Origin of the sequence: Chryseobacterium lathyri, from assembly GCF_003290185.1 — a bacterium.
Classification (GTDB): Bacteria; Bacteroidota; Bacteroidia; order Flavobacteriales; family Weeksellaceae; genus Chryseobacterium; species Chryseobacterium lathyri.
In genome coordinates this window covers 14,886-33,475 of record NZ_QNFY01000019.1, presented here as the reverse complement: position 1 = coordinate 33,475, position 18,590 = coordinate 14,886, and the positions used below count along the sequence as shown (strand labels likewise).

The following is an 18,590-nucleotide window of genomic DNA, read 5'->3' as shown; positions in this document are numbered from 1 at the left end:
AATGGAAAATAATAATAAACCAACCGTTGAACTTGAACCTAAAAAGAAAAAAAATTTTGTTTTTCCTATCATCTTAGCCGCTGTAGTAATCGGTGGAGGGATCTATGGATACAGAGCCTTTACTTACGGACAGTATCACGAAGAAACAGATGATGCACAGATTACATCCAATATGGCGCCGGTAATTTCCAAAATTTCCGGATATGTAGCAGAGGTAAAAGTAAAAGACAATCAGTTCGTAAAAAAAGGAGATACTTTGGTGATTCTGGATAACAGAGATCAGAAGATGGCCCTTGAGCAGGCTCAGGCTGCTTTATCAACAGCTAAAAGTAACATTTCAAATGCGGAAGCAACTACTACAGCAACTTCAAAAAATATAAGTTCTTCCCAAGCAGCGGTAACAACGGCCAATGCCCAGATAGAAGCGGCAAAAGTAAACGTCTGGAAAACATCACAGGATCTGAAAAGATATGCCAATCTGGTAAAAGACCATTCTATTACAGAACAGCAGTACGAACAGGCTTTAGCGGCTAAACAGTCTGCGGACAGACAGCTTCAGGTTTTGGTGGATCAGAGAAACCAGATTGCACAGCAGACTACTATTGCGTCTTCTCAGACTGCAGCGAGCTCCCAACAGATCAGTGTTGCAGGATCAGTAGCAAAACAGAGAGAAGTAGATGTGGAAAATGCTAAATTAAACTTATCATACACAGTGATTCTTGCTCCGGAAGACGGATATGTAGGAAAAGTTTCCACTCAGGCAGGTCAGTACTTGCAGGCCGGATCACAACTTTTTGCTTTGGTTAAAAACGACCAGAAATGGGTAGTAGCCAATTTCAAGGAAACACAGGTAGATAAAATGGTAGAAGGTCAGAAAGTGAAAATTGAGATTGATGCTTTCCCTGACCAGGAATTTGATGGAGTTGTAAGCTCATTCTCTCCGGCAACAGGAGCTACTTTTTCAATCCTGCCTCCGGATAATGCCAGCGGTAACTTTGTAAAAGTGGTTCAGAGACTTCCTGTAAAAATCGATTTTGTAAATCTTGATAAGAATATTGCAAAAAGACTGAGAACAGGAATGAACGTGAAGGCAGAAGTATCGCTTAAATAATATTAAAACTGTGAAATAAGTGAATTGTCAATTTTGCTGATGCAAGTCAATGAATGAGGATAATATGAAGTTGAAAATTGACAACGAAGATGATTAATTATTGACAATTCACCTTTTTACATCGTAAAAAACTATGCAAGATTCATTAGTAGAATATGGAGCCCGGAGAGTGATCATCACGATCACGGCAATCCTTTGTGCTCTGCTTGAAATTGTGGATTCCACGATTGTGAACGTTGCCCTGAATGAGATGAAGGGTAACCTTGGAGCCACACTTTCTGAAGTAGGCTGGGTGATTACAGCTTATGCAATTGGTAACGTAATTGTGGTGCCAATGACGAGCTGGCTGTCACAGCAGTTTGGACGTAGAAATTACTTCGCGGCTTCCATCATTATATTTACCATATTTTCGTTCTTATGCGGAAATGCCACCAATATCTGGGAGCTTGTATTTTTCAGGCTGATGCAGGGAATAGGCGGGGGAGCACTCTTGGTAACCTCACAGACGATTATTACAGAATCGTATCCTATTGAGAAAAGAAGTATGGCACAGGCGATTTATGGTTTGGGGGTAATTATTGGCCCAACTTTAGGTCCGCCTTTGGGAGGATATATCGTAGATAATTTCAGCTGGCCATATATTTTCTATATTAATATTCCGATTGGGATTGCAGCAACGCTGATGACTTTACAGTTTGTAAAAAGTCCGAAATATGCTGAAAAACGGAAAGCTTCGGATGTAGACTGGATCGGAATTGCCTTGCTGGCTGTTACCGTTGGGTCTTTACAGTTTATCCTGGAAAGGGGACACGAAGAAGACTGGTTTGAAAGTGGAATGATTGTAACATTTACCGTATCGGCCATCTTAGGTTTCATCCTTTTCCTATGGCGGGAACTTACCTTCAAATATCCCATTGTGGAACTCAGGGTACTGAAAAACGGGAACTTAAGAATCGGAACGGTGATGTCGTTCGTTTTAGGATTCGGACTGTATGGCTCTACATTTATTGTACCGCTGTATACGCAGAGTATTTTAGGTTGGACGGCTTTGCAGTCGGGAGCTTTGATGATTCCTGCAGCCCTGACGACGGCCTTTATGATGCCAATTATCGGAAGGCTCCTTTCAAAAGGGGCAAAACAGCAGATCTTGGTATCTTTAGGACTCTTCATCTTCTTTGTCTATAGCTTCTGGGGTTACAAGATCCTGACGCCAGATACGAGTAAAGACGCCTTTTTCTGGATGCTGATTGTAAGGGGAGCCGGGTTAGGACTTCTGTTTATCCCGATCACTTCACTGTCATTAAGTACACTGAAAGGACAGGAGATTGGTCAGGGAGCAGCATTTACAGGAATGATGAGGCAGCTCGGAGGTTCATTCGGGATTGCGGCGATCACTACGTTTATTGCCAATGCAGGCCAGAAGTACAGGCTCAATCTGATTTCCCATCTGGATGAAAACAGTTTTGATGTACAGCAACGCCTGAACGCATTAAAAGCCAGTTTTGTCGCAAAAGGAATGACTCCCGACGCAGCCATGAATGCTGCTTATAAAATGCTGGATATGTCAGTCACAAAACAGGCTACCGTGCTTTCGTATATGGATGTCTTCCTTTATTTAGGAGTCATATTCCTCGTATGTATACCGTTTATCCTTTTCATTAAAGAAAGGAAAAGTAAAGAAAAAATAGATTTAAGTGAAGCCATGCACTAAATCGAATTCAATACAAAACCTCCGGATATTCCGGAGGTTTTTTGTGGAAATAATACAAATATTCTTACTAAAGATGCTTCGTGAACTACGTTCGTAAACTTTCAGTTTATGCTCAGCATGATATTTCAAATATGAACTTTTTTTAACAATCTCTTTTAACATTGTCATGCTGAGCAGAGTTCGAAGCATCTCACTTATTATTCTTAAAAACTTAAAAACCCTTAATGGTTAAAAGTTATAATCCTCGCCGTCCACTCTATACCACTAATGTCGATCAGTTTTACCGTATGGATTTCTTCTTTTTCCACTAAAATATCATTAAGATTCAGGGTAAGATCAGCCTTTGAGCCAAGAGGAATAACCAGGCTGTGCTTTCCCGGCTTTACTTTAGCTACATAATGATTCCTGATGTTTTCTTTTGGGAATTTTGAAAGTTCTGCATGGTTTAAAGCTTTCACAATATTTCCGTTTTTATCCAGAATATGGATGCCGATCAGGAAAGAGCCGTAAACATCCACACCTTCTGTTCTGTAAATCTCAAATGATAGATCTCTGTTGACTAAGGAAATATTTGAAATTTCAATCTTAGGTTTTACAGATTTATTGTGCAGCGTTCCCCAGACCCCACCATGAAAATACTGGTTGGTATACAGCGTAAGTCCAAAAATGAACACTGACCCTGCGAGTACAATTGTTTTTGGCTTCGATAGAGGAAGGATACCTGATCCCAGCCATGGAAACCATTTTTTGCGGGTGAAATTTTTATTATTCTTAATGAAGTAATGATCGAAGGAAAAAGGCCCGCTCCCGGTAAGGAACAAAACAAATCCTCCTGCAATTCCCAGGATACCGATCTGCCATTCATCAAGACAGGTTGTTCCGATCCAGCCGGAGCCTAATAAGATGCCCATTGCAAGGCCAAAAATCCCGATGCTCATTAATCTTGTAAATAATCCCAGAATAATAAAGAGCCCTACAACAGCTTCAACGATAGTAAAAATAACCATGGAAGTGTGCAGAGCATCCGGATGAGTAACCAGATACTCTATAAGAGGTTTTATTCCTAAAGCATTTGGCAGGAAATGATTGAATTTCTCCCCGATATATCCGGCTTCATCCGGAATAAGTTTGTTTTCGAGAATCAGCCTTCGCCAGAAAGCTGAAAAATAGGTCCATCCGATAACGAGGCGGAGTGATAATGTATAGAGTCCGGCCAGGTCATAAGACCGGCTGTCTGAAATATGTTTCATTGAAATTGTATAGTATTAAAAGATTGTTAATTAAAATTTGATCCGGTTAAAACTTAAGCCAGATTTAATTTCAACCTTTTAAATAGAATATATTTCGGAGGACTGTTCCCGGAAGCTTGTCCGGAATATTTGTTGAAAGTATTTTTTGTCCCTCTAAAACTGAGAACTGTATTTGAATTGAAAAGAGTCCCTTCCCATTTACGTTTTACACCAGCTTTTGAAAAGATGCTTCGGGCAGATGAAGCGCTTGCAGAAAGATCACATGTAGATACTGACCCGGCTGTTATTTTTATTTTATTTAAACCACTGATGTGCTGGATATCAAAAATACCTAGAAAATCTCTTTTTACGGAACACGGTGATAATGAAAACACCAAAATAAGCATCATGATGAGTGCTTTGTAATTTTTCATATGGGTTCCTGGTATGGGCATTTTCACAAAACTACACTTTATTTTAGATGTAAGCTTATGAATTGCAGAAATTCATCCTGTTGGTCTACAAATAAGTAGTGCGAACAGTTGTCAATAACCTTAAAATGATTTTCTCCGGCAATCGTTTTCATATCGTTGAGCTGCTTCTCTGAAAATATGCCATCATCTTTTCCATAAATAGCAAAAATGGGAATTCCATGTTTTTTTATTCTTTTCAAAATGGCAGTATTGTCGAGATTGTTCTGAACTTCATTTTTATAAAATTTCAAAGGCGATTCCGGGTTTCTGAAATTGACTGCGTAAAACTCACCGGATTCATATTCCTTCCTTAATTGCTGACTTTCAGATGTAGGGAAAGGCATGGTGAAAAAATTCATATCACTTGCTAGATTGTAGCATCTTTTCCTGTAATCTGCAGAGTTTTTACTCAAATGTTCAATCTCAGAGATCTCTTTCAGTTTAGAAGGATTGTTTTTAAATTTTTTCTTAGCCTGTTTTAAAATATGGTCGTAGGTTTCCTGCTGGGAAAATAAAGCTCCGATTAACGTCAATGAGCTTACCTTTTCAGGAAACTGTTTTGTAAAGAGTGTTCCAACGATTCCTCCGAAGCTGTGGGCGAGGATGTTTGCTTTTTTAATTCCATAGGTTTTATAAATCTGACTAAGATCTTCAAAACTTTCTTTAAAAGTCATAGAGGCATTCTCGTCTTTAGATCTGCCTTCTCCGCGTCTGTCGTATACGATAACATAAAAACCTTTCTCTGCCAGTTTTTGAGCTGTAGTTCCTTCAAATAAAGTGGCATTTCCACTCGGTCCGCCGTGGATAAAAATAATGGGTGTGTTTTTTGAATTGCCGTAAGCCTTGGAATAGATTTTCTGGGCATTAAAGGAAAGGAAAAGCAGGGTAAAAAGCAGAGATAGAAGATATTTCATAGATTGTTTTTTGGAGTCTCTAATTTATGATGTTTCTTTAAAATTTTATATCATTAATTTCAAAATTAAAATGCCACTGACAAACAGTTGTCACAAACCTGCCTTATCTTTATTGCCTGAATTGTTCAGAATCATCAATTTCAAGAAAACAAAACAATGGATCAAAATAATCTTGACGAAATCATCAAACGTTCTTTGGCTATCAGGGAGAAGTATCATGAGCTGGAACGTCAGCACAACGGTACAGAATGGACCTTAGAAGAAGATGCGCTTGCTTACCTTACGGATGCCGGATTGGTAGGAAGAGATATTATGTCGCATCAGAAAAGATGGTTGAAAAAAGATTCTGCTGCAGAGCTGGAACATAAACTAGGGGAAAATATCTGGTGGCTGATCGTGTTGGCAGATCGTACGGGAATTGATATTAAAGTAGCTTTAGAGCAATTTTTAACCAAGACAGAAAATTTATTTAAATGAGTTATTGTTTAGCCATAGAAGGGATGCAGCCCGAAAGCAGAAAAGAACTGCATAAAAACTACCACGACCATTATTATGGATTCCCGATTCATGATGACAACGAACTTTTCGGAAGACTGATCCTGGAGATCAACCAGGCAGGACTGAGCTGGGAGACCGTTTTAAAGAAAGAGGAAAGCTTTAGAAAAGCTTATAACAATTTTGATATTCAGGCTATTGCAGCATATACCGAAAAGGACAGGGAAAGATTGCTGAATGATCCCGGAATTATTAGAAACCGGCTGAAAGTGAATGCTGCCATTGAAAATGCTAAAACCATTTTGACTTTACAGGAAGAATTTGGATCATTTGAAAAATGGCTGGAACATCATCATCCGAAAACCCTTCCGGAATGGATGAAGCTGTTCAAAAAAACATTCAAGTTTACGGGCGGAGAAATTGTTAATGAATTTTTAATGAGTACAGGATATCTGAAAGGTGCTCATACCGAAAGCTGCCCTGTTTATCATCAGATACTGGAACAGAAGCCGCTTTGGAAGGAGTAGGGGTTAAAGGAGCTTGAGAGTTCCGGGATTTTATGAGATTATCTCAGACTTCTTACTGAAACATCTGGTTTTTCGCCTTGTGGAACAATAAAAATAGCATTGTCACTGATGGTATCTCCCTGATCGAAATAATAGCTTCCTATTACGGGAATAGTGCTGGTTGCAAATTTTCCGGATTTGTCATATGCTGAGTAGGTCACGTTGATCATCTGCGCTTTCATTTTAAGCTCGATCTTTTTAGAGGTCAGTTTTGCACCGGTTGCATTGATACAGTCTAATTCTACAAGACCAGTATTGGTAACAATCTGAGGATAAGAAGCCAAACGGATGTTGTACGCTTTATCTGAGGTATTTTTTACAGATGCCGAAACCTTATAACGGTCATATGGCTTTCCGCCTGCTTCAACACTTTCTTTGTTTAAAATATTAAATGTGACACTCATTCCGTTGACCTCTATGGTCTGGCCATCGGAGATTTTCTGTCCTTTTACTGAAATTCCAAAAAAGAGTACTGCTAATAAGCTGATTAAAAAGGTTAAGTTTTTCATAGTTTAGTTTTTGGTGATTTAAGGCGGATTAAATTTAATAATTATTATCCCTGTATACTGAAGTAAATGAGAAAATTATTTTCTTCACCTTCCTTATAAAAATAGTCGAAATCAATACCCTTCTCGTATTCATTAAGTCATCATTACATTTCTGAAAGGGGTAAATTTGTTTTCTCAATAGAAAAGGGCCTTAACCGTTTAATGAAAATTCAGAGGAATGACTTTGCTTAAAATTTAAATTCGTCAATGTCTATGCCTTTTCAGATTCAGAGACAGAATGCTTATCATTCATAATTTCCTTATGCTCTTTCCCCCATTTTTCAAATTCCAGGATGATCGGTTTCAGCTTATATCCGATCTCGGTCAGTTCATATTCTACGCGTGGCGGGACTTCAGCATAGACAGTTCTGGTGATGATACGGTCTTCCTCCAGTCTGCGGAGCTGCAGCGTGAGCATACGTTCTGTAATATTGTTTAGCTTTTTCCTAAGCTCTCCGAATCTTAGTTTTCCGTTGATGAGGTAGCAGCAGATGGCAAGCGCCCACTGTCCGCCGATAGTATTGGATGCATAGATCTCGGGACATTCATCGGAAAGGGCTTTTTTATTGGCAAAATTGGTGGATGTTTCCTTTATTTTAGTCATTACTTACATTTTTTATAGTACCGTACAATTGGGCACTACTATTGAAAATGTAAGTTACGTATATTATTTTTGCTGAAGAAATTTAAATAGAAATGAAAACATTAATAATAGTCATTCACCCGGATATAGAAAAATCAGCGATCAATAAAAGATGGATAGAGGAATTGAAAAAACATCCGGAAAAATATACTGTTCGTTCACTGTATGGTGCTTATCCGGACGAAAAAATTGACGTAGCCAAAGAACAGCAGCTGATAGAATCTTATGACAGAATCGTTTTTCAGTTTCCATTTTACTGGTTCAGCAGTCCGCCACTTCTGAAAAAATGGTTCGATGAGGTGCTTCTTTACGGTTGGGCCTACGGGAGCAAAAGCGGCTATAAATTAGGAGGGAAGAAGATAACCCTGGCGGTTACAGCTGGGATTGATGAACAAGGCTACAGCGCATCCGGAAAATATAAATATACCATGAATGAGCTTTTCCGTCCGTATGAACTCACTTTTGATTATATCAGAGCAGAATATAAAGAGCCTTTCGTCTATTACGGAATCGAAAACGATCCTTCCGAAGAATGGGTGGAAAGGAGTGTGCCGATGTATCTGGAGTTTTTGGATAACTTGTGATTTTTTACTAAAAAAGTAAGAGGTTGCCTCAAAAGTGAGACAACCTCTTTACTTATTGTTTAGTAAAAATCAAATCCTTTGTTTCTGGAAGATAAATTTTTGTGTCCAAATTAGGAGGGCATTTACTTGCTGTTGTAACGATATCATTAGGACGGTATTCCCATGAGATTTGAGTTGAACTAATCTTTTTTAAATTAATTTCGCCCCAACCCACACTACAATTAGTTCCACTATATAGAAAACCTATTGTATTTGGAGATGGTATATCAATACTGTAAAATTCAATATTATATATATTATTATTTTGTGTATCTTGTAGTGTAGCACCTAAAGAATTTTTAACTATATATTTTACAATTAATGCATCCATATAATAATTTTTATGAGCGCTTTTTTCTAATTTGTCTTCCTGTTTGGTAATAAACAAAGTAATTTCATTCCCATTGAAGTTAGTTTTATAAGTTCCTACATATGGAGCTAATTCATTATTTGTATCTTTTATATAAGAACCATTCGGAATATCTAATAAAGCAGTGTTGAGAGGCAAGGTTTGAGCTTTACAAGACATTAAACTTATAATTAATGTCAATGCTAATAGCATTTTTGATTGCATTATATTCATATTTCATCATTTGGGAAAAGCCTCCGAAGAGGCTTTGCTATTATTGCTTAGTAAAAATTAAATCTTTTGTCTCTGGAAGATAGATTTTTGTGTCCAATGTTGGAGGGCATTTAGCTGCTGTTGTAACAATATCATCCGGACGGTATTCCCAAGATAGTTGAGTTGAGTTGATTTTCTTTAAGAAAATATCTCCCCAACCCACACTACAATTAGTTCCACTATAATAAAATACTATGGTATTTTGTGTTGGTTTCGTTCCTATGCTATAAAATTCTATGTTTGGATTATTAACATCATTTTTAGTGTCCTGTAAAACAGCTCCTGTAGAACTTTTTACAATATACTTTATTACTAAAGCATCCATATAATAAGTTTTCTGTCCCGTTTTTTCTAATTTTTGTTCTTGCTTAGTAATGTAAAGAGTGACCTCATTTCCATTAAAATTTGTTTTGTAAATTCCTATATAAGGCGTGAGTTCATTATCTAAATCTTTTAAATATGAATTTTGAGGAACTTCTTCATAGTCTGCATTTAATGGATAGACTTGTTGTGCTTTGCAAGAAATAAAATTTGTAATTAAAGTGAAAATTACTATTCTTAAATATATTGTTTTCATATTTTATTTATTATTTAATTAATATCTATGGGCACGGGTTAGCATTTATACTACCATTGCTATTTAAAGTTACATTATTTATCGTTCCATTACTCTCTATACGCTGTAAATTTACTTTTCCATCTATTCCTATATTTTTTAAAGTATCAAAGAATAATTTTTCTAATCCAACATTATTAAGAGTTGCTCCATTATTGTTCGAATTTAGAGGATCTTTTAATAATTTATTGACTTTTTTTCGATAATCTTTTTCAAATTGTTTCATTTGTGCTTCTGTATAAACATAGCCTCCCAATTCTGCAGCAGCTCCTGTATACTGTATTACATAATGTATATACTGAACATTATTAGGGCAAGTATTACACCATTCTCCAGCTATCATACCAAGATATGCATTTCCTACGCCATCCTGTATGTTTTGTGCAGTAGCAAACCCAAATAATGCATCCACAATATCCGGCGGAGAAAACATATGCGTTCCTGTTGCTGTATGATTATGATAACCACCATAAGAATCTGTAACATCATTAAACACTACCTGATGCGCAGAGTTGACATCTGCCGGAGCCAAAGTACCATCTTTTTTTTCCTTAAAGCCAATTTCTCCAGCATTCACGTTACTAAGTGTTGCCAATGCTTGTGCTTTTATATTATTAATGCCTTGCTGCACATTAGGTTTGGTAAGCATACTCTTTGTTTTCTCACAGGGATTATTATTAAAGGCTATTGCTTCATCATAACTCAGCTTACAGTCATTGTTAGTATCCCCCGGGATATTACAGTTTTCACAATCAAGATTTTGCACACAATCAGCTGAGGAAAAATCATATTTGGGAGGGCCTCCGCCCCCTACAGGAGAAGTGCCGCTTCCACCGGCTGAATGCCCGCCGGAAGATCCATCCCCGCCTATTGTAGTGCCACCCCCGCCACTTCCTGTGTCGCCACATATGCCGTTTATTTTAAATAATTTTGGGGGCGTGCCTCCCTGAAGGTTATTCCAAAACTCGCACTGATATGCATTTCCTGTTTCAAAACTGTGCTGCCCTGAACTACATGTTTCATACACCACTTCCTCGCATACATCTCCGCTTTTACTTGCCATACCGGATTCTTTTGAATTGGGAGAAGTTGGAAGCTCTTTCCCATTGTCCCCTATCTTCACTTCCTTCAGAAGGTTTCCGTTGAGATCCGTTATATAAAAAAGTCTGTAATCTTCCGGATTGGGATAGGTTAATAGAACAGCTATGGAATTTCCGTTTCCAGATATAGATAGGAGCGATCTTTTGTAGCTGCCGAATGTTCTTACAGGCACATGAAAAACTTCTTTCCCGTTACCCGAATTCAGATGGGCTTTTTCCAGGTCCAGTCTTTCTACCAGTTCTTCTGCTGTGAGGGCAGAGGCCACGTTTTTAGAGCTGCTGCTTTTCAGGCCTGTTACAAACAGGCTGCCCATAAAGGCCTCTTTGGATATGCCATACTGCAAATTTCCGGCTTCACTGTTTTTGGGGTTCAGCTCCTCTTCTGTCCGGCAGGAGTACAGCAAAGTGCCGAGGGCTATTAATAGAAACAGCCGGAGAAATAAATTTTTTCTCATAAATTGGTTGTGTTTTTTAAGTTGCTAAATATAATAAAATAATTCTCACCTCATGGAGAACTTGAACAAAACTAAAACATATTTATTTTCTATATCATTAATATTTTAATATTTTTGATTAAAATATTAATAAAATGAGTTTAGGCACTAAAGTAAGACAATATCGTGAAGCAAAAAGCTGGTCACAGGACGATTTAGCTTTTCGATTAGATGTTACACAAAGCACTATTTCTAATATTGAATCTGATAAAAGCATTCCCAATTCGATGTTGCTTAGTAGAATTGCAAAGGAATTAGGAATAGATATGAATCAATTATTTGAAGAAAAGTTTACAAATTATAATCAAATAGAAAAGATTGAAGGAGGAATTAATCTAGTTAATGGTACTGTGAATATGCAATCACCAGAATTGATAGAGAGCATATTAAAAAACCAAGAACAAATTACAAAACTGATAGAATTACAAGGCAAGCTTATAGAGAATTTGCTTAAAAAATAGATAATAAAAGTCCCCTTTATACATAATATTTAAAGGGTTTTTATGAAGCGATCCAGTTATGTATAGATCGGTTAAGGTTCCGAAATCATCTCACGGGGTTATTCACTGCTCCCATGGAGTATTTTACCCTTATTTTTAGGTTCAGCAACCTAAATGACCCTTAAAATAACCTCACTAAAGCGGTACAGAACCCCGTTGTTTAGGTAAAGCAACCCCGTAAGATGGTTACGGAACCCCACCGGAGGATTTCACAACGTATATTTTGGGGTTCCGAACCCCAAAATATGCGTTAAAGCCCCCCAATTTCCTTACCCCACCGTCTTCGTATCCTCTTCCTTCAATATTTTTTCCTCCTTCATCGAAAGCATCATTCTTTCGTATTTGTATTTTTCCCAGTCGAATTGATTCAGAAAATCAAGTGCAGCTTGAAAACCTCTGTTGAAAAGATCCTCTTTTTCCTCTCTTTTCATGAAGAAATTCAGCCAGCTGCTTGTGCCACAATTAACGGACTGGATGCTGTAAAGACGGTAAAAACTGTGCTTGGTTAAAAATGATTTGTCGTTAAACCCTTTTAATGTGCTGATAATGTTTCCCGCATAAGAAAAAGGAGTTTTGAGGATTTCCTCACTGGTTTTTCCTTTTTCAGAAAGAAGATCAGAATCACTTGTAAGCTGTACCCCGAAAAGCGGCATTCTCGGATAAAATACATCACTGGCGTGGAAAATATCAATGGGAAAATTGGAAATGCTTCCCCCATCAATGAACAGCCCGGCAGGGTAGATGCCTTCCGGTTTCGTATTCATCCAGAATTTCCAGGCATATTTCACGGAATCATCATCCTTGTTGATTCTTTTCTGGAAGGGTTCAAAAAAGAACGGGACAGACATGGATGCCCGTACAAACTCAGCAGGACTTACATGCTTCAGCTCCTCTTCCGACCAGTATAAATTGGCCATTGTAGGAAGCTCTACTTTTATTTTTGCATTAATATCGGTAGTAATCACAACATATTCTGAGCGGAGCTGATAGAAGGGATTGTTCTTATAATAATCGTTGCTGACGGCACTTTCATAGAATATTCTGTAACGCGTCTGGTCAATATGTTCAAGATTTTTGTCTTTAATGGCTTCTATGCTTTTCAGCGCAATCGTATAATATTCCTGGCCATTTCCGTAACGGTACTTAAGATTGAGATCCAGTTCTTTTTGGATAAATTTTTCATTAAGATTAGCTACTGTTTTAATTCCGAAACCGTCCAGAACATTTTGCATGGTGTTTAAGAATGTATTGCCCGGATTAAATCCGCTGTTCTGTTTCCGGAAATCATTATAGAACTTTTTAATGCAAAAAAAAGTAATAATTACAGGAATCAAAGGAATCAGGAAAAGCAGTTTGGTATTAAGGGTTGTTGCAGGTTGAGCTGCAAAAGGGATGATAACAAGGATAATCATAACAACTGCTGCAATAATAGCATTGATCTTAAAAAAATCTTTGTTGTTCAGGATGGCATGAATGGTTGTTTTAACGTAGGTTTTTCCATCCATAAAATCTGCAAAATTCCAGCTGAAGAGAATATCCTTAATCACTTCACTTTTAGCCTCTTCTTTGGTTTTACAGGCGGCAATAAGCATGGTATTGATTGCTCCGGCACTGGTTCCTGCTACTTTCAGAAAACGGACTCCAAAAATTTCCAGACCATAAAGATAACCAACCAGAGCACTGCCCCAGACACCACCTCCTTCCTGAACAAACTCTACATATTGGTTTCCCTGAGCATCCAGAAGGTCAGAAAATTCCCTGGAAGATATATTCTCATGCAGAGCAGAGAGCTTCTCTTTAGATTCCCGGGAAAGTACATTTTCCGTGAGGATTTTATTTAGAATTTCAGTTTTCATGGTGGTTTGGTGTTTATTGTGACTGAACAGTCAATCTTGAAAAAGTTTCTTCTACACAACGAAAAAACATTTCTTGATAAGCTTATAAACTATTTTTCAAAACAAAACTCTTGATTTACTTTGACAATATTTTCATCTGAATTAAAGTCCAGAAATCCAATATTTGTTAATTCATATAATATATTTTTTAAAGCTTTGCTTTTTTCTGTCCCTGACCAATAATATGATTTAAATTTGGGAAAATTGTCTTCAGGTATGAGCTCTAATTTCAATGCAATCTCATGCATTGCAATGTCAATATCCGTCCAATCTTTCATTTTTTCCTTGAGTGTTTTCATTTATTTGATTTTTTTTAATTCCATTACCATTGTTTTCTCCTCGCATAAATAAATGTACAGATCACCACCAATGCCATAATCCCTATGGTTATAAAATACCCATACTTATGGTGCAGCTCAGGCATATTATCGAAATTCATCCCATAAACACCGGCAATAAAGGTGATCGGCAAGAAATACACTGAATAAATAGCCAAGACTTTCATAACCTGGTTGGCCTTCTGATCCGATAATGCGAGGAACATCGAAATAAGGTTGGTGATCTGGATATTCAAATGGTCGAAATCTGCCACTACATCTTTATGCTTGTCTTTTAAATCGACGATCTCGGAATCCTGAAGGTTTAATAATTTAAACTTATCTACAGCATCTGTGGAAATAGTCAGTACCCTTGAATTCAGTCCTGATTTTCTTTTCAGCTTATACAGTCTTCTGATCTGATTGGTATGGTTGGTGTTTTTAAGGAAAATTTCGTTTTCGATGTTGTCCATAGTTTCCAGGAGGCTTACCGATTCGTCATCGAAACTTTTCATGATCAGGAGGCTGATCATTAATGCTATTTTTGAAGGCGGGACTTCTGTCTGCATACCGGCAATCTGCTTCTTCGTCTCCGAAATACTTTTGGTCTTCATCCTGTGAATGGTGATAATAGTATTTTCCAGGAGAAAAATCCCAATCTTGGTGCTGATATCGCTTATGGTATTGAGATTTTTACGCTCCAGCTCTGTACTTTCCCGGAGGAGAAAGAATCTTATATTGCCATCCTCTTCATATTTCGGAAGGTGGTTAGGATCCATCGTATCTTCCAGGAGAAGATTGTTGATTTCATATCTTTCGTGAAGAAATTTCAGGTCTTCCGCAGTGGGAGCCTCTACATCTACCCATTCACATTGGGAGTCTCTGTATATCGTGTCGATTGGCATACAATAAAAATACTAATATTTTGAAAAACTATGTGTTAAATAATTTTATCTTTGCCAAAATTAAAAAAACTATATGATTAAAAGTACAATAAAAGGGATTGGATTTTATGTTCCAGATAATGTTGTTACGAATGATGATTTAGCAAAACTGATGACCACCAATGATGAATGGATTACAGAAAGAACAGGCATCAAAGAAAGAAGACACAGACAAAACAGAAATGATTCTCAGGAAACCACTGCTTATTTAGCTTTCAAAGCTTCTCAAAAAGCCCTTGAAAAAGCAAACCTCATTGCTCAGGATATAGATTATATTGTTTTTGCAACGCTTTCTCCGGACTATTATTTCCCGGGTTGTGGTGTTTTGCTTCAGGATATGCTGGGCTGTGACACCATAGGTGCTTTGGACGTAAGAAACCAATGTTCCGGATTTGTGTATGCGGTGAGTGTTGCCAATGCTTTTATTAAATCAGGAACCTATAAAAATATCCTTGTAGTAGGTGCGGAGATCCATTCTTTCGGACTTGATTTCTCTGATGAGGGAAGAGGTGTTTCGGTGATCTTTGGAGATGGGGCAGGAGCCATCATACTTTCAGCAACGGAAGATGAAAATGCGGGAGATATTTTAGCGGTAAATATGCATTCTGAAGGTAAATATGCAGATGAACTGTGTACACAGTTCCCGGGTTCCAAATTCGGATGGAGCGACAGAATGAGAAAAGAACCTGAAAATGTGACCGATAAAGAGGTTTATCCTATCATGAACGGTAATTTTGTATTCAAGCATGCGGTGACAAGATTCCCTGAAACTATGATGGAGGCTCTGAATAAAGCCGGAAAAACAATAGAGGATCTTGATATGTTCATTCCTCACCAGGCCAATCTTAGAATTGCACAGTTTGTACAGCAGAAATTCGGACTTCCGGATGAGAGAATTCATAATAATATTCAGAAATACGGAAATACAACGGCAGCTTCTATTCCTATTGCATTAAGTGAAGCAATTGAAGAAGGAAAAATCAAAAGAGGAGATCTTGTCCTTCTTTCAGCTTTCGGAAGCGGATTTACGTGGGGAAGCGTATTGTTTGAATATTAATGTTTTTCAATTATAAGTGAATAAAAGCAGGTGGTTTTCTATCTGCTTTTTGTTTTTAGTAATATAATGTTGGTTTTGTTTGAAAAATAAGAAAAAATGATTTTTTTTTATTAACTTTGAGATGCTTAATTATAAACAAAAAACAAATGAAAAAGAATTTATTACTTGGGACTTTACTGTTCCCTTTATTTATCTATGCTCAAGTGGGGATAAATACCCCAAATCCTGCTTCAACCCTCGATATAACAGCCAAAAATGCTACCGGTACCACTGCTGACGTGGATGGATTACTGGTTCCGAGAGTTGACAGGCAAAGAGCGCAAAGTATGACGGGAACTCCTGTTTCTACGTTAATTTATGTGAACAGTATTGCTACCGGAACACAAACGGGAACTGCTGTAAATATTGATGCTGTAGGATATTACTATTACAATGGTACGGTCTGGACCAAACTAAATGCTCCTGTTAATATTTATACTTCTAATGGTACCCTTGCAGGAAACAGGACTGTTACGACTGCAGGCAATGTGCTTAATTTTGTGAATGGTGCAAATGATATTACCATAGGGACTTCGGGTACTCAGGGAATTGTTTCGGCAACAGGTTCTTCAAGAGGAGCATTTCAGGCGACTGGAGGATCAGGTATTTTAAGTATGTTTGTGGATAATGCTTTAACAGCTCAGATTACTACATCAGGAAATAGTACAGGCATGAATTTGACTACGGCTTCTGCAACTCCTATCAACCTGCTTACCAATGGTGCGAATAGAATGGTTGTAACCGGAGCTGGTGATGTAGGAATCGGAACTCAAACTCCGCAAAAAAAACTGCATGTTAACGGAGCACTACAGATTACAAACGAATTGAATGTGGGCGGAACTGCAAGCACCACAGGAAGTGCAGGGACTACAGGCCAGATTCTCACATCAAGCGGAGCTGGAGCGGCACCTACCTGGAAAACTCTTAATACATCAAGTGGAACTATTTCTTCTGCAAACTATGTACAGGGAACTACTGAAGCAACAATTACTGCGGGAAATACAGCAGATGTACCAGGAGTTACATTGACATTGACTGTTCCGGCAGGTATGACCCAGACTTTCTTATTTACGATTTTGGGGTATGCAACTAATTTTCCTAGTGGAGGAGTTAGTTCGCAAGGTGTATTTAGCTTATTACAAAATAATGTTAAAATATCATCGGCTTATACAACTAAAATAGGATCTGCAGGTGGCGGATTAAATGATCTCCCTGTCCCGGTAACTTTTTTAAAATCGGTGACGCTTCCAGCTGGGACATATACATTTAAAGTACAATATACAGCATGGGCTAATACTGCAAGAGTTAATGTTGACCCTACCACTTATGCAGGATATAACGGCGATACGGAAGCGATGCTTACCAAAATGCAGATTTTAGTATACAATAACTAACTAAACAGTATAGGACAAAAAAAGAATCGCCAGTTTTTACTGGCGATTTTTTTTGTATTAAAGGCTTTTCAATAATTTTTCAGTATCCGAAGAATCCTGTCCTGTACTTTTAGCCAGCTGAACAGATTTTTCAGCCCAGATTTTAGCATTTTTCTTATCTCCGATTTTGTTGTAAAGATTAGCTAAAGTATCTGTATTCGCATAATTTTCATCTTTCTTTACAGATTCCTGAGCCCAGGCTACCGCTTTTTCCAGAGAAGCTTTGTTGCTCACGTTTTCAAAAAAGTTCCATGCCAGGGAATTTAATTCTTCAGAACTGGCTGCAGAAGAATCCTTATACAGCTCCAGCATTAATTTCTCGTAGGTCGGAATGTCTTTATTCTTTAAAGCTCTGCTTGCTTTTGCTCTTTTTAATATTTTCTCAGCTTCATCTTTCGTCATGAATTTTTGAGATTCAGCTAGAAAATAGTTGTCGTTCCAGGATTTTGTATCTGCATTGTAAGACTTCTTAAGAACGGTATTAAGTTTAATATTTTTGTCGAATTTTGCATACTTTTCTTCCGGGAAAATCTTGATAATTTCAGATTTTTTTGCCTGGAATATTTTATATAGTGGGCTTTCTGTGCTTTGTGTTCCTGAAAGAAGCATTTGTACATCTTCCTGGTCAAGTGTTGTTTTCTGCTGAAAATAACGGTCAAGTACCTTTCCTGCAAATTCAGAATCATTATAGATTGTCAATCCTGCAAGATTTTTTAAAAACTCAGGGTCTTTTTCTCCATTTTCAAACTTTTGCTTCAATGCGGTAAGCCTTTTATTCGGATCTTCAGCGTCCTTAGCGAACTGGATAAAATCTTTTTCCTCTACATAGCCTAGTGTTCTGTGTACTTCCTCCCCGTCACCGTTGATGAAAAGATAAGTTGGGAATGCCTTTACATTGTATTTCTTGGCAAGACCTATTCCTTCACCTTTTTCCATATCTATTTTTGCATTCACGAAGTGGGAATTATAAAAATCTCCAACCGTCTGAAGCGGAAAAATATTCTTTACCATCAATTTGCAAGGCCCACACCATGATGCATAAGCATCAACAAATACCAGTTTATTCTCTTTTTTTGCTTTTGCCAGGATAGCCGCAAAATTGCTGTCTTCAAATTTAATTCCCTGCGCCAATGCCAGAGCTCCTATAAATAAAGAAGAAAATAGTGCTAATTTTTTCATAAAACTTTTTATTGATTACAAATGTAATAATTATGCTAACAAATAAGTCGGCGTATAAAGAAAATAGTTACGGATATTTTA

The 18,590-nt window shown here is 37.5% G+C and carries 20 protein-coding genes; 8 read left to right on the top strand and 12 right to left on the bottom strand.

Features of this window, described 5'->3' with window-relative positions; genetic code table 11:
* Position 1 precedes the first annotated feature (1 nt).
* The gene (locus DRF61_RS20650) at positions 2-1,111 is read left to right on the top strand and encodes an HlyD family secretion protein (protein ID WP_111960631.1); all 1,110 of its coding nucleotides are present in this window, start codon (positions 2-4) and stop codon (positions 1,109-1,111) included.
* A 133-nt stretch (positions 1,112-1,244) separates the two neighbouring features.
* Positions 1,245-2,822: a DHA2 family efflux MFS transporter permease subunit gene (locus DRF61_RS20645; RefSeq protein ID WP_111960629.1), complete on the top strand. Its 1,578-nt coding sequence runs from the start codon at positions 1,245-1,247 to the stop codon at positions 2,820-2,822.
* Between the two features lie 221 nt (positions 2,823-3,043).
* Here DRF61_RS20645 and DRF61_RS20640 read toward each other — a convergent pair whose 3' ends face one another.
* Genes DRF61_RS20640 through DRF61_RS20630 form a run of 3 tightly spaced genes read right to left on the bottom strand, consistent with a single transcriptional unit; the run spans position 3,044 to position 5,438 of the window.
* Positions 3,044-4,072: a TQO small subunit DoxD gene (locus DRF61_RS20640; RefSeq protein ID WP_111960627.1), complete on the bottom strand. Its 1,029-nt coding sequence runs from the start codon at positions 4,070-4,072 to the stop codon at positions 3,044-3,046.
* A 53-nt stretch (positions 4,073-4,125) separates the two neighbouring features.
* Complete coding sequence (locus tag DRF61_RS20635; protein ID WP_146897206.1) at positions 4,126-4,485, bottom strand: hypothetical protein; 360 nt, start codon at positions 4,483-4,485, stop codon at positions 4,126-4,128.
* 38 nt (positions 4,486-4,523) lie between these two features.
* Positions 4,524-5,438 (bottom strand): alpha/beta fold hydrolase, encoded by a 915-nt coding sequence (locus DRF61_RS20630; RefSeq protein ID WP_111960623.1) that lies wholly within the window; start codon positions 5,436-5,438, stop codon positions 4,524-4,526.
* 156 nt (positions 5,439-5,594) lie between these two features.
* Between DRF61_RS20630 and DRF61_RS20625 the strand changes: the two genes are divergently transcribed.
* Entirely contained in the window at positions 5,595-5,915 is a 321-nt protein-coding gene (locus tag DRF61_RS20625; RefSeq protein ID WP_111960621.1) for a nucleoside triphosphate pyrophosphohydrolase family protein, read from the top strand.
* Positions 5,912-6,460, top strand: coding sequence for a DNA-3-methyladenine glycosylase I (locus DRF61_RS20620; RefSeq protein WP_111960619.1), 549 nt, complete (start codon positions 5,912-5,914; stop codon positions 6,458-6,460). Before DRF61_RS20625 ends, DRF61_RS20620 begins: the two co-directional genes overlap by 4 nt.
* Before the next feature lie 38 nt (positions 6,461-6,498).
* Here DRF61_RS20620 and DRF61_RS20615 read toward each other — a convergent pair whose 3' ends face one another.
* The gene (locus DRF61_RS20615) at positions 6,499-7,008 is read right to left on the bottom strand and encodes a hypothetical protein (RefSeq protein ID WP_111960617.1); all 510 of its coding nucleotides are present in this window, start codon (positions 7,006-7,008) and stop codon (positions 6,499-6,501) included.
* A 250-nt stretch (positions 7,009-7,258) separates the two neighbouring features.
* Positions 7,259-7,651, bottom strand: a complete 393-nt coding sequence (locus DRF61_RS20610) for a winged helix-turn-helix transcriptional regulator (RefSeq protein ID WP_111960615.1) — start codon at positions 7,649-7,651, stop codon at positions 7,259-7,261.
* A gap of 92 nt (positions 7,652-7,743) precedes the next feature.
* Here DRF61_RS20610 and DRF61_RS20605 point away from each other — a divergent pair, with 92 nt between their 5' ends.
* Entirely contained in the window at positions 7,744-8,274 is a 531-nt protein-coding gene (locus DRF61_RS20605; RefSeq protein ID WP_111960613.1) for an NAD(P)H-dependent oxidoreductase, read from the top strand.
* Between the two features lie 52 nt (positions 8,275-8,326).
* Here DRF61_RS20605 and DRF61_RS20600 read toward each other — a convergent pair whose 3' ends face one another.
* Genes DRF61_RS20600 through DRF61_RS20590 form a run of 3 tightly spaced genes read right to left on the bottom strand, consistent with a single transcriptional unit; the run spans position 8,327 to position 11,106 of the window.
* Positions 8,327-8,896 carry a DUF6705 family protein gene (locus DRF61_RS20600; protein ID WP_111960611.1) on the bottom strand — a complete coding sequence of 190 codons (570 nt, stop codon included), beginning with the start codon at positions 8,894-8,896 and terminating at the stop codon, positions 8,327-8,329.
* A gap of 40 nt (positions 8,897-8,936) precedes the next feature.
* Positions 8,937-9,512, bottom strand: coding sequence for a DUF6705 family protein (locus DRF61_RS20595; RefSeq protein WP_111960609.1), 576 nt, complete (start codon positions 9,510-9,512; stop codon positions 8,937-8,939).
* A gap of 25 nt (positions 9,513-9,537) precedes the next feature.
* Positions 9,538-11,106, bottom strand: coding sequence for a hypothetical protein (locus tag DRF61_RS20590; RefSeq protein ID WP_111960607.1), 1,569 nt, complete (start codon positions 11,104-11,106; stop codon positions 9,538-9,540).
* A 134-nt stretch (positions 11,107-11,240) separates the two neighbouring features.
* On the opposite strand from DRF61_RS20590, the gene DRF61_RS20585 reads away from it, so the two are divergent.
* A complete protein-coding gene (locus DRF61_RS20585) occupies positions 11,241-11,606 on the top strand; it encodes a helix-turn-helix domain-containing protein (protein WP_111960605.1) in 366 nt (121 codons plus the stop codon).
* Between the two features lie 308 nt (positions 11,607-11,914).
* Here the strand turns inward: DRF61_RS20585 and DRF61_RS20580 are convergent, their stop codons facing one another.
* The 3 genes from DRF61_RS20580 to DRF61_RS20570 all read right to left on the bottom strand — a co-directional run bounded on the left by DRF61_RS20580 (position 11,915) and on the right by DRF61_RS20570 (position 14,762).
* Positions 11,915-13,501, bottom strand: a complete 1,587-nt coding sequence (locus DRF61_RS20580; RefSeq protein WP_111960603.1) for a patatin-like phospholipase family protein — start codon at positions 13,499-13,501, stop codon at positions 11,915-11,917.
* A gap of 89 nt (positions 13,502-13,590) precedes the next feature.
* Positions 13,591-13,839 carry a hypothetical protein gene (locus DRF61_RS20575; RefSeq protein WP_111960601.1) on the bottom strand — a complete coding sequence of 83 codons (249 nt, stop codon included), beginning with the start codon at positions 13,837-13,839 and terminating at the stop codon, positions 13,591-13,593.
* A 23-nt stretch (positions 13,840-13,862) separates the two neighbouring features.
* The gene (locus DRF61_RS20570) at positions 13,863-14,762 is read right to left on the bottom strand and encodes a magnesium transporter CorA family protein (RefSeq protein WP_111960599.1); all 900 of its coding nucleotides are present in this window, start codon (positions 14,760-14,762) and stop codon (positions 13,863-13,865) included.
* A gap of 73 nt (positions 14,763-14,835) precedes the next feature.
* Here DRF61_RS20570 and DRF61_RS20565 point away from each other — a divergent pair, with 73 nt between their 5' ends.
* Both DRF61_RS20565 and DRF61_RS20560 read left to right on the top strand, forming a co-directional pair.
* Positions 14,836-15,858 (top strand): 3-oxoacyl-ACP synthase III family protein, encoded by a 1,023-nt coding sequence (locus DRF61_RS20565; protein ID WP_111960597.1) that lies wholly within the window; start codon positions 14,836-14,838, stop codon positions 15,856-15,858.
* A 146-nt stretch (positions 15,859-16,004) separates the two neighbouring features.
* Positions 16,005-17,291, top strand: a complete 1,287-nt coding sequence (locus tag DRF61_RS20560; protein ID WP_111960595.1) for a hypothetical protein — start codon at positions 16,005-16,007, stop codon at positions 17,289-17,291.
* Between the two features lie 57 nt (positions 17,292-17,348).
* Here DRF61_RS20560 and DRF61_RS20555 read toward each other — a convergent pair whose 3' ends face one another.
* Positions 17,349-18,509, bottom strand: a complete 1,161-nt coding sequence (locus DRF61_RS20555) for a thioredoxin family protein (protein WP_111960593.1) — start codon at positions 18,507-18,509, stop codon at positions 17,349-17,351.
* Between the last annotated feature and the right edge of the window lie 81 nt (positions 18,510-18,590).

What these genes read in the sequence shown, in the direction of transcription:
- DRF61_RS20650 (WP_111960631.1), top strand. Translation starts at nt 2, where the DNA reads ATGGAAAATAATAATAAACCAACCGTTGAACTTGAACCTAAAAAGAAA.
- DRF61_RS20645 (WP_111960629.1), top strand. Translation starts at nt 1,245, where the DNA reads ATGCAAGATTCATTAGTAGAATATGGAGCCCGGAGAGTGATCATCACG.
- DRF61_RS20640 (WP_111960627.1), bottom strand. Translation starts at nt 4,072, where the DNA reads ATGAAACATATTTCAGACAGCCGGTCTTATGACCTGGCCGGACTCTAT.
- DRF61_RS20635 (WP_146897206.1), bottom strand. Translation starts at nt 4,485, where the DNA reads ATGAAAAATTACAAAGCACTCATCATGATGCTTATTTTGGTGTTTTCA.
- DRF61_RS20630 (WP_111960623.1), bottom strand. Translation starts at nt 5,438, where the DNA reads ATGAAATATCTTCTATCTCTGCTTTTTACCCTGCTTTTCCTTTCCTTT.
- DRF61_RS20625 (WP_111960621.1), top strand. Translation starts at nt 5,595, where the DNA reads ATGGATCAAAATAATCTTGACGAAATCATCAAACGTTCTTTGGCTATC.
- DRF61_RS20620 (WP_111960619.1), top strand. Translation starts at nt 5,912, where the DNA reads ATGAGTTATTGTTTAGCCATAGAAGGGATGCAGCCCGAAAGCAGAAAA.
- DRF61_RS20615 (WP_111960617.1), bottom strand. Translation starts at nt 7,008, where the DNA reads ATGAAAAACTTAACCTTTTTAATCAGCTTATTAGCAGTACTCTTTTTT.
- DRF61_RS20610 (WP_111960615.1), bottom strand. Translation starts at nt 7,651, where the DNA reads ATGACTAAAATAAAGGAAACATCCACCAATTTTGCCAATAAAAAAGCC.
- DRF61_RS20605 (WP_111960613.1), top strand. Translation starts at nt 7,744, where the DNA reads ATGAAAACATTAATAATAGTCATTCACCCGGATATAGAAAAATCAGCG.
- DRF61_RS20600 (WP_111960611.1), bottom strand. Translation starts at nt 8,896, where the DNA reads ATGAATATAATGCAATCAAAAATGCTATTAGCATTGACATTAATTATA.
- DRF61_RS20595 (WP_111960609.1), bottom strand. Translation starts at nt 9,512, where the DNA reads ATGAAAACAATATATTTAAGAATAGTAATTTTCACTTTAATTACAAAT.
- DRF61_RS20590 (WP_111960607.1), bottom strand. Translation starts at nt 11,106, where the DNA reads ATGAGAAAAAATTTATTTCTCCGGCTGTTTCTATTAATAGCCCTCGGC.
- DRF61_RS20585 (WP_111960605.1), top strand. Translation starts at nt 11,241, where the DNA reads ATGAGTTTAGGCACTAAAGTAAGACAATATCGTGAAGCAAAAAGCTGG.
- DRF61_RS20580 (WP_111960603.1), bottom strand. Translation starts at nt 13,501, where the DNA reads ATGAAAACTGAAATTCTAAATAAAATCCTCACGGAAAATGTACTTTCC.
- DRF61_RS20575 (WP_111960601.1), bottom strand. Translation starts at nt 13,839, where the DNA reads ATGAAAACACTCAAGGAAAAAATGAAAGATTGGACGGATATTGACATT.
- DRF61_RS20570 (WP_111960599.1), bottom strand. Translation starts at nt 14,762, where the DNA reads ATGCCAATCGACACGATATACAGAGACTCCCAATGTGAATGGGTAGAT.
- DRF61_RS20565 (WP_111960597.1), top strand. Translation starts at nt 14,836, where the DNA reads ATGATTAAAAGTACAATAAAAGGGATTGGATTTTATGTTCCAGATAAT.
- DRF61_RS20560 (WP_111960595.1), top strand. Translation starts at nt 16,005, where the DNA reads ATGAAAAAGAATTTATTACTTGGGACTTTACTGTTCCCTTTATTTATC.
- DRF61_RS20555 (WP_111960593.1), bottom strand. Translation starts at nt 18,509, where the DNA reads ATGAAAAAATTAGCACTATTTTCTTCTTTATTTATAGGAGCTCTGGCA.